This is a genomic window from Nocardia sp. CDC153, from assembly GCF_035818515.1.
Classification (GTDB): domain Bacteria; phylum Actinomycetota; class Actinomycetes; order Mycobacteriales; family Mycobacteriaceae; genus Nocardia.
Genome location: NZ_JAYKYU010000005.1, coordinates 755,853 through 761,852 on the forward strand (window position 1 = coordinate 755,853; position 6,000 = coordinate 761,852).

Annotated in this window: 5 protein-coding genes; 4 read left to right on the forward strand and 1 reads right to left on the reverse strand. The window is 64.0% G+C overall.

Annotation, left to right across the window (positions count from 1 at the left end):
- Positions 1–102: 102 nt before the first annotated feature.
- The 4 genes from VMT65_RS30260 (at position 103) to nrdE (ending at position 4,358) form a co-directional block, all read left to right on the forward strand.
- Positions 103–987 (forward strand): G1 family glutamic endopeptidase, encoded by an 885-nt coding sequence (locus VMT65_RS30260; RefSeq protein WP_326311886.1) that lies wholly within the window; start codon positions 103–105, stop codon positions 985–987.
- 451 nt (positions 988–1,438) lie between these two features.
- The gene (locus tag VMT65_RS30265) at positions 1,439–1,678 is read left to right on the forward strand and encodes a redoxin NrdH (protein WP_326311887.1); all 240 of its coding nucleotides are present in this window, start codon (positions 1,439–1,441) and stop codon (positions 1,676–1,678) included.
- A 65-nt stretch (positions 1,679–1,743) separates the two neighbouring features.
- On the forward strand, positions 1,744–2,214 hold the full coding sequence (gene nrdI, locus VMT65_RS30270) for a class Ib ribonucleoside-diphosphate reductase assembly flavoprotein NrdI (RefSeq protein WP_326311888.1): 471 nt from the start codon (positions 1,744–1,746) through the stop codon (positions 2,212–2,214).
- A 62-nt stretch (positions 2,215–2,276) separates the two neighbouring features.
- Entirely contained in the window at positions 2,277–4,358 is a 2,082-nt protein-coding gene (nrdE, locus tag VMT65_RS30275) for a class 1b ribonucleoside-diphosphate reductase subunit alpha (RefSeq protein WP_326311932.1), read from the forward strand.
- A gap of 452 nt (positions 4,359–4,810) precedes the next feature.
- On the opposite strand, the gene VMT65_RS30280 is transcribed toward nrdE, so the two are convergent.
- Positions 4,811–6,000 (reverse strand): HNH endonuclease signature motif containing protein (locus VMT65_RS30280; protein ID WP_326311889.1); only part of this gene is annotated, 1,190 nt, incomplete at its 5' end.

Here is a 6,000-nt window from a genome sequence, read left to right on the forward strand (position 1 = left end):
CCACGGCTTTTCAGCCGTGGCCTGCCGCTGTTTCGGGGCATTTCGGGCTACCGTCAGATCATGAAGCTATCAACGGGCAACTCTGCGTTAGGCCGTTGTTTCATGGCGATGACCCTGGCCGTCTCCGCGGTCGGCGTGGTGGTGAACGCGGCCGACGCCGTCGCCGAGGTGGACGCCGTGGCCGAAATCGACTCGGTGGCCGCCTCGAATGCCCGCCTCTACCTGGGTAACTGGGCCGGATACGTGGTCAAGGGGGACTTTCACGAGGTCAGCGCGACCTGGGTGCAGCCGGAGATCGACTGCTCGGATCCGGGCCTGCTGCAGCGCGTGGTGCCCTGGGTGGGATTGAACGGTGCGCAGGGCCTCAACGGCCAGGTCGCGCTCCCGCTCATGCAGACCGGCGTCGAATCCCTGTGTGCCAGTGACGCGGCCGTCTACGCGGCGCTGCCCGGGCTGCAGGTCGAGACCCTGGCCGCGGGGGTGGCCTATGCCGATCCCCGACTGGCCGGAACGGTCATGAACGCCGGGTCCGCACTGTCCAACGCGCTGGGCGCGGCGGCGGACGGGCTGTGCTCGATCGGCTTGCTCGGCGGATTCTGTCGGCCGGACAAGGAAGTCGACGGCTGGTGGGAGTCGTATCCGGATGCGCCGGTGAGCTACGACGATGTCGAGGTGCGTCCCGGCGACGTCATGCATTCGGTGGTCAACTGGGATGGCGGGCGCTATCTCATGACGTTGGAGAACCGCACGGCGCATTGGACCCGCACGACGACGGTGGCCTCGACCGCGCCGGTGCGGACCGCCGAGATCGTGGTCGAGGGTCACCTGGACGCGGCCCTGCCCGGGTTCGCGCCGATCACCTTCAGTGAGATCAGCATCGATGGCCAGCCGCTGTCGGCCTACGACGCGCAGACCTATGGCATTCCGGCCACCAATCGATTGCTGGCCCCCGGTCCGGTCGACGGCGCGTCGTTCACGATCCAGTAGATCCTGCGCGGATGCCGCGACACGCCGAGCCGAGCGGGGCCCCGGGAATTGGGGGCACGGCTCGGCGGGGCTCGCAAACCGTCTGGTCGCTCGAGTCTGCTGTGACTCGTGAGATGGGTGTTGATCAGCGGTAATGGTGTGTTTGCTGGAAATGAACTGAATGCCGAAATTGTGATGTGCGTCGCAGTCGTGTCGAGTTGCGAATCGAGTGTCCAGGTACTTACGGCACCGGAATTTCACCTTTGTGAGTCGCAACATGTCGTGTTGTATGAATCTGTCGGCCACTAGGTGTAGTGTCTTGGGAGCTGGAAGGCCACTAGGCGAACACCTCGAAGTTCACCGAGTGAGCTGGGGCTTCGGTTCCGCTTCCAGGGGTTTGCGCACTTACTACGTGGATCTTGTTTCAGCCGTGCACTGCCGACGGACCGAAGGCAAGGAGAAGGGGATACCAATGACCATCACCGTTTACACCAAGCCCGCTTGTGTCCAGTGCAACGCCACCTACCGCGCCCTCGACAAGGCCGGTGTCGACTACAGCGTCGTCGACATCTCCGAGAACCCCGAAGCCCGCGACTACGTCATGGCACTGGGCTACCTGCAGGCCCCCGTCGTCGTCGCCGGTGACGATCACTGGTCGGGTTTCCGCCCGGACCGCATCAAGGCTCTGGCCGACGTCGTCGCCGTCGCCTAGCGGCTCGGAGCCGCCGGTGCACCCGGTGGCCTCCTGCAGGTTCGTCCGAATCGAAAGGAGGGAAGATGGCCGAGAACTCCGGTGAGACACCGAATCTGGTCTACTTCTCGAGCGCTTCGGAGAACACGCACCGCTTCGTCGAGCGGCTGGATGTCCCCGCCGTTCGCATACCGCTGCATACCGCCGACTCGCTTCGCGTCGACAATCCCTACGTGCTGATCGTCCCCACCTACGGGGGAGGTCGGCACGTTTTGGGTGGACAGCGATCCGACAAGGAATTCGTCCCCCGTCAGGTGGCCAAGTTCCTCAACGATCCGCACAACCGCGCCCTGCTGCGCGGGGTGATCGCGAGCGGCAACACGAACTTCGGCGATACGTACTGCTATGCGGGAGATGTCATCTCGCGCAAAGCGGGGGTCCCGTACCTGTATCGCTTCGAACTCATGGGAACTGCCGAGGACGTCGCGCGCGTCCGAGAGGGATTGGACTTGTTTTGGCAACGACAACAGCACCGGTCGGAAAGACTGCCCGCGTAGAGCGCCCCGTCAGCGGCGATTCCTCCACGACCGAGGGTTTGGACTACCACGCCCTCAACGCCATGCTGAACCTGTACGGCCCCAACGGTGAGATCCAGTTCGACAAGGATCGCGAGGCCGCGCACCAGTACTTCCTGCAGCACGTCAACCAGAACACGGTGTTCTTCCACAACCTGGAAGAGAAGCTGGACTACCTGGTGCGCGAGAACTACTACGAGACAGAGGTTCTCGACCAGTACCAGCCCGCGTTCATCAAGGGCCTGTTCCAGCAGGCGTACGCCAAGAAGTTCCGTTTCCCGACCTTCCTCGGCGCGTTCAAGTACTACACCTCGTACACGCTCAAGACTTTCGACGGCAAGCGCTACCTGGAGCGCTTCGAGGACCGCGTGGTCATGGTGTCGCTGACGCTGGCCGCGGGTGATGAGAAGCTGGCGTCGGAGCTGGTGGACGAGATCATGGACGGCCGCTTCCAGCCCGCCACGCCGACGTTCCTGAACTCGGGCAAGAAGCAGCGCGGCGAGCCGGTGAGCTGTTTCCTGCTGCGCATCGAGGACAACATGGAGTCCATCGGCCGCTCCATCAACTCCGCCCTGCAGCTGTCCAAGCGCGGCGGCGGTGTGGCGTTGCTGCTCAGCAACATTCGTGAGGCCGGCGCCCCGATCAAGAAGATCGAGAATCAGTCCTCGGGCGTCATCCCGATCATGAAGCTGCTGGAGGACTCGTTCTCCTACGCCAACCAGCTGGGTGCCCGTCAGGGCGCGGGCGCGGTGTACCTGCACGCGCACCACCCCGATATCTATCGGTTCCTGGACACCAAGCGCGAGAACGCGGACGAGAAGATCCGCATCAAGACGCTGTCGCTGGGTGTGGTGATTCCGGACATCACGTTCGAGCTGGCGAAGAAGAACGAGGACATGTACCTGTTCTCGCCGTACGACGTGGAGCGCATCTACGGCGTCCCGTTCGCGGACATCAACGTCACCGAAAAGTACTACGAGATGGTCGACGACAAGCGAATCCGCAAGTCCAAGATCAAGGCTCGCGAGTTCTTCCAGACGATCGCCGAGCTGCAGTTCGAGTCGGGCTACCCGTACATCATGTACGAGGACACCGTGAACCGCGCCAACCCGATCGCGGGCAAGATCACCCACTCCAACCTGTGCTCGGAGATCCTGCAGGTCTCCACCGCGTCCGAGTTCAACGACGACCTGTCCTACTCCAAGGTGGGCAAGGACATTTCGTGCAACCTGGGCTCGCTCAACATCGCCAAGACCATGGACTCGCCGGACCTCGGCAAGACGGTCGAGGTCGCGATTCGCGCGCTGACCGCGGTGTCGGACCAGACCCACATCTACTCGGTGCCGTCGATCGAGCAGGGCAACAACGAATCCCACGCCATCGGCCTGGGCCAGATGAACCTGCACGGCTACCTGGCGCGCGAGCGGGTCCACTACGGTTCCGAAGAGGGCGTGGACTTCACCAACATCTACTTCTACACGATCGCCTACCATGCGATCCGCGCGTCGAATCTCATTGCGATCGAACGCGGTTCGGCCTTCGGCGGCTTCCCCGAGTCCAAGTACGCGTCGGGTGAGTTCTTCGACAAGTACACCGAGCAGGTGTGGGAGCCCAAGACCGACCGCGTCGCCCAGATCTTCGCCGACGCCGGCGTCCACATCCCGACTCAGGACGACTGGCGTGAGCTGAAGGCCTCGGTCATGAAGCACGGCATCTACAACCAGAACCTGCAGGCCGTTCCCCCGACCGGCTCGATCTCCTACATCAACCACTCCACCAGCTCCATCCACCCGGTGGCGTCGAAGATCGAGATCCGCAAGGAAGGCAAGATCGGCCGCGTCTACTACCCGGCTCCCTACCTGACCAACGACAACCTCGAATACTTCGAGGACGCTTACGACATCGGCTACGAGAAGATCATCGACACGTATGCCGCTGCTACGCAGCACGTCGATCAGGGGCTGTCTCTGACGCTGTTCTTCAAGGACAGCGCTACCACCCGTGACGTCAACAAGGCTCAGATCTACGCCTGGCGCAAGGGAATCAAGACCCTCTACTACATCCGCATTCGGCAGATGGCGCTGGAAGGCACCGAAGTCGAGGGCTGCGTGAGCTGCATGCTCTGACGAGCGGCAAACAGTAAGGGACAAAAGACAAAAGAAGAAAAGATAAAAGACGCCTGGAGGAGGGAGAGAGGGTGGCCGAGCTTGCGAGGCCCCCTCACTTACCAGCCTCCTCCGGGAAACACCCGCACCTTCCAGCGCACTCACCTACCGGACCTCACTCACGTCCCAGCCCCTTACGGCTCGGTCGTTCATCGTCTCGATGTAGTTGTCAAAGAGCTTGAAGCTGGTGTGTTTTCGGGGGATGGAAGTGTTGGGGTGTCTCGAGAAGGTGATGCGTGCAGTCCGTGGGCCGGGAGGTGAGGTAGCGGCTCCCAACCTGGCGTCAGCCCCAGTGCGGTAGGGCAGGCGAGGTGACCACGCTTCCTCGTTGTTTTGCGCACGCCAGCGTGACACGAGCAGCCGGAGTGCACGCAGCCCGAAGGGCCCCACTTTCGGTGAGGCTCGGGCTGGAGTTAGGGGCGTGACCACCATCGGACCGGTGGGCGGGGGTGTGGGCGCGTGCGGGCCTTGGCCAGCGAGGCGGCCAACAGTTCCCCGGCATGGTGGCGATCATTCACCTGCGGGGTCCCGGTCGGGTCGAGATGGTGGGGTGCGATCCATCCGATGCGTCCGGCGTGTTCGGAGTCCGGTGGCATGACCACGGTCTTCCACTGCTTCGGGCCGTCACCCACCAGCGAGTGGCAGGAATCGCAAGCGAGGGTGAGGTTTTCGATGTCGGTGAGACCGCCCTTGGACCATTCGGTCACATGGTGCACAGCGGTCAGCGTGGCGGGGGCGTTGCAGCCGGGGCGGGTGCAGCCGCGTTCGGTGGCGATCAACGCCATCCGCTGATGCGAGCTGGCCATCCGCTTGGTGTCCCCCAAATGCAGGGGACGCCCGTGGTGGTCGAAGATCGCCAGGAACGGATGCGACTTCTGCGCCAACTCCAAAGCTTCTTCCAGCGGGACGGTGCCCCCGGAGGCAGTGGTGGCGACCCCGGCGGCGGCTTCGACCTCGGCCAGGCTCATGGTGATGATCGTCGAGACCGGCAGCCCGCGATGCGAGCCCGGGGTCGGGGCGAGTTCGGGGCGCAGGTAGGCCAGCAGGGCGTCGTGGTTGCGTTGGGCGGTGGAGCGGTTGTCGCGGCGTGCGGCGTCCTTGAGCTTGTCGGTGTCGAGTCCGTCGGTGTGCCAGGGGCTTTCAGGGTCCTCGGCGTTGCACATGCCCGGGCGGCCGAGGCTGGCGAGGATCGGATCCAGCACCGCGCGCAGCTGCGGGGTGAGCTCAGCGGTCAAAGTGCTCATGCCGTCGACGCCTTGCTTGCCGAGGGTCAACCCCCGGCGGTTTTGCCGGTCGGTTTCGTCGGTGAGGCGGCCGTCGGGGTCGAGGTAGGCCAGGATCCGGTCACCGACCTTGGGCAGGTCGTCGGGGGTGGAGCGGGTGGCGAAGTGCGCCAGCTGGTATTCGGCTTCGTCGCGCAGGTCTTGGTCGACCTTGGCGGGGATGCGGCGCATGATCTTGCCGATCGCCCGCGCATGATCGGCGGAGATGAAGCCTTGTTCTTGGACGGCGGCGGTCCAGGCCAGCCACGGCTCGACCAGCTGCCCGCCCTCCTGGCGCACGCTCAACAGTTGGGCGGCGTTGACGCGGGCTCGTGCGTCGG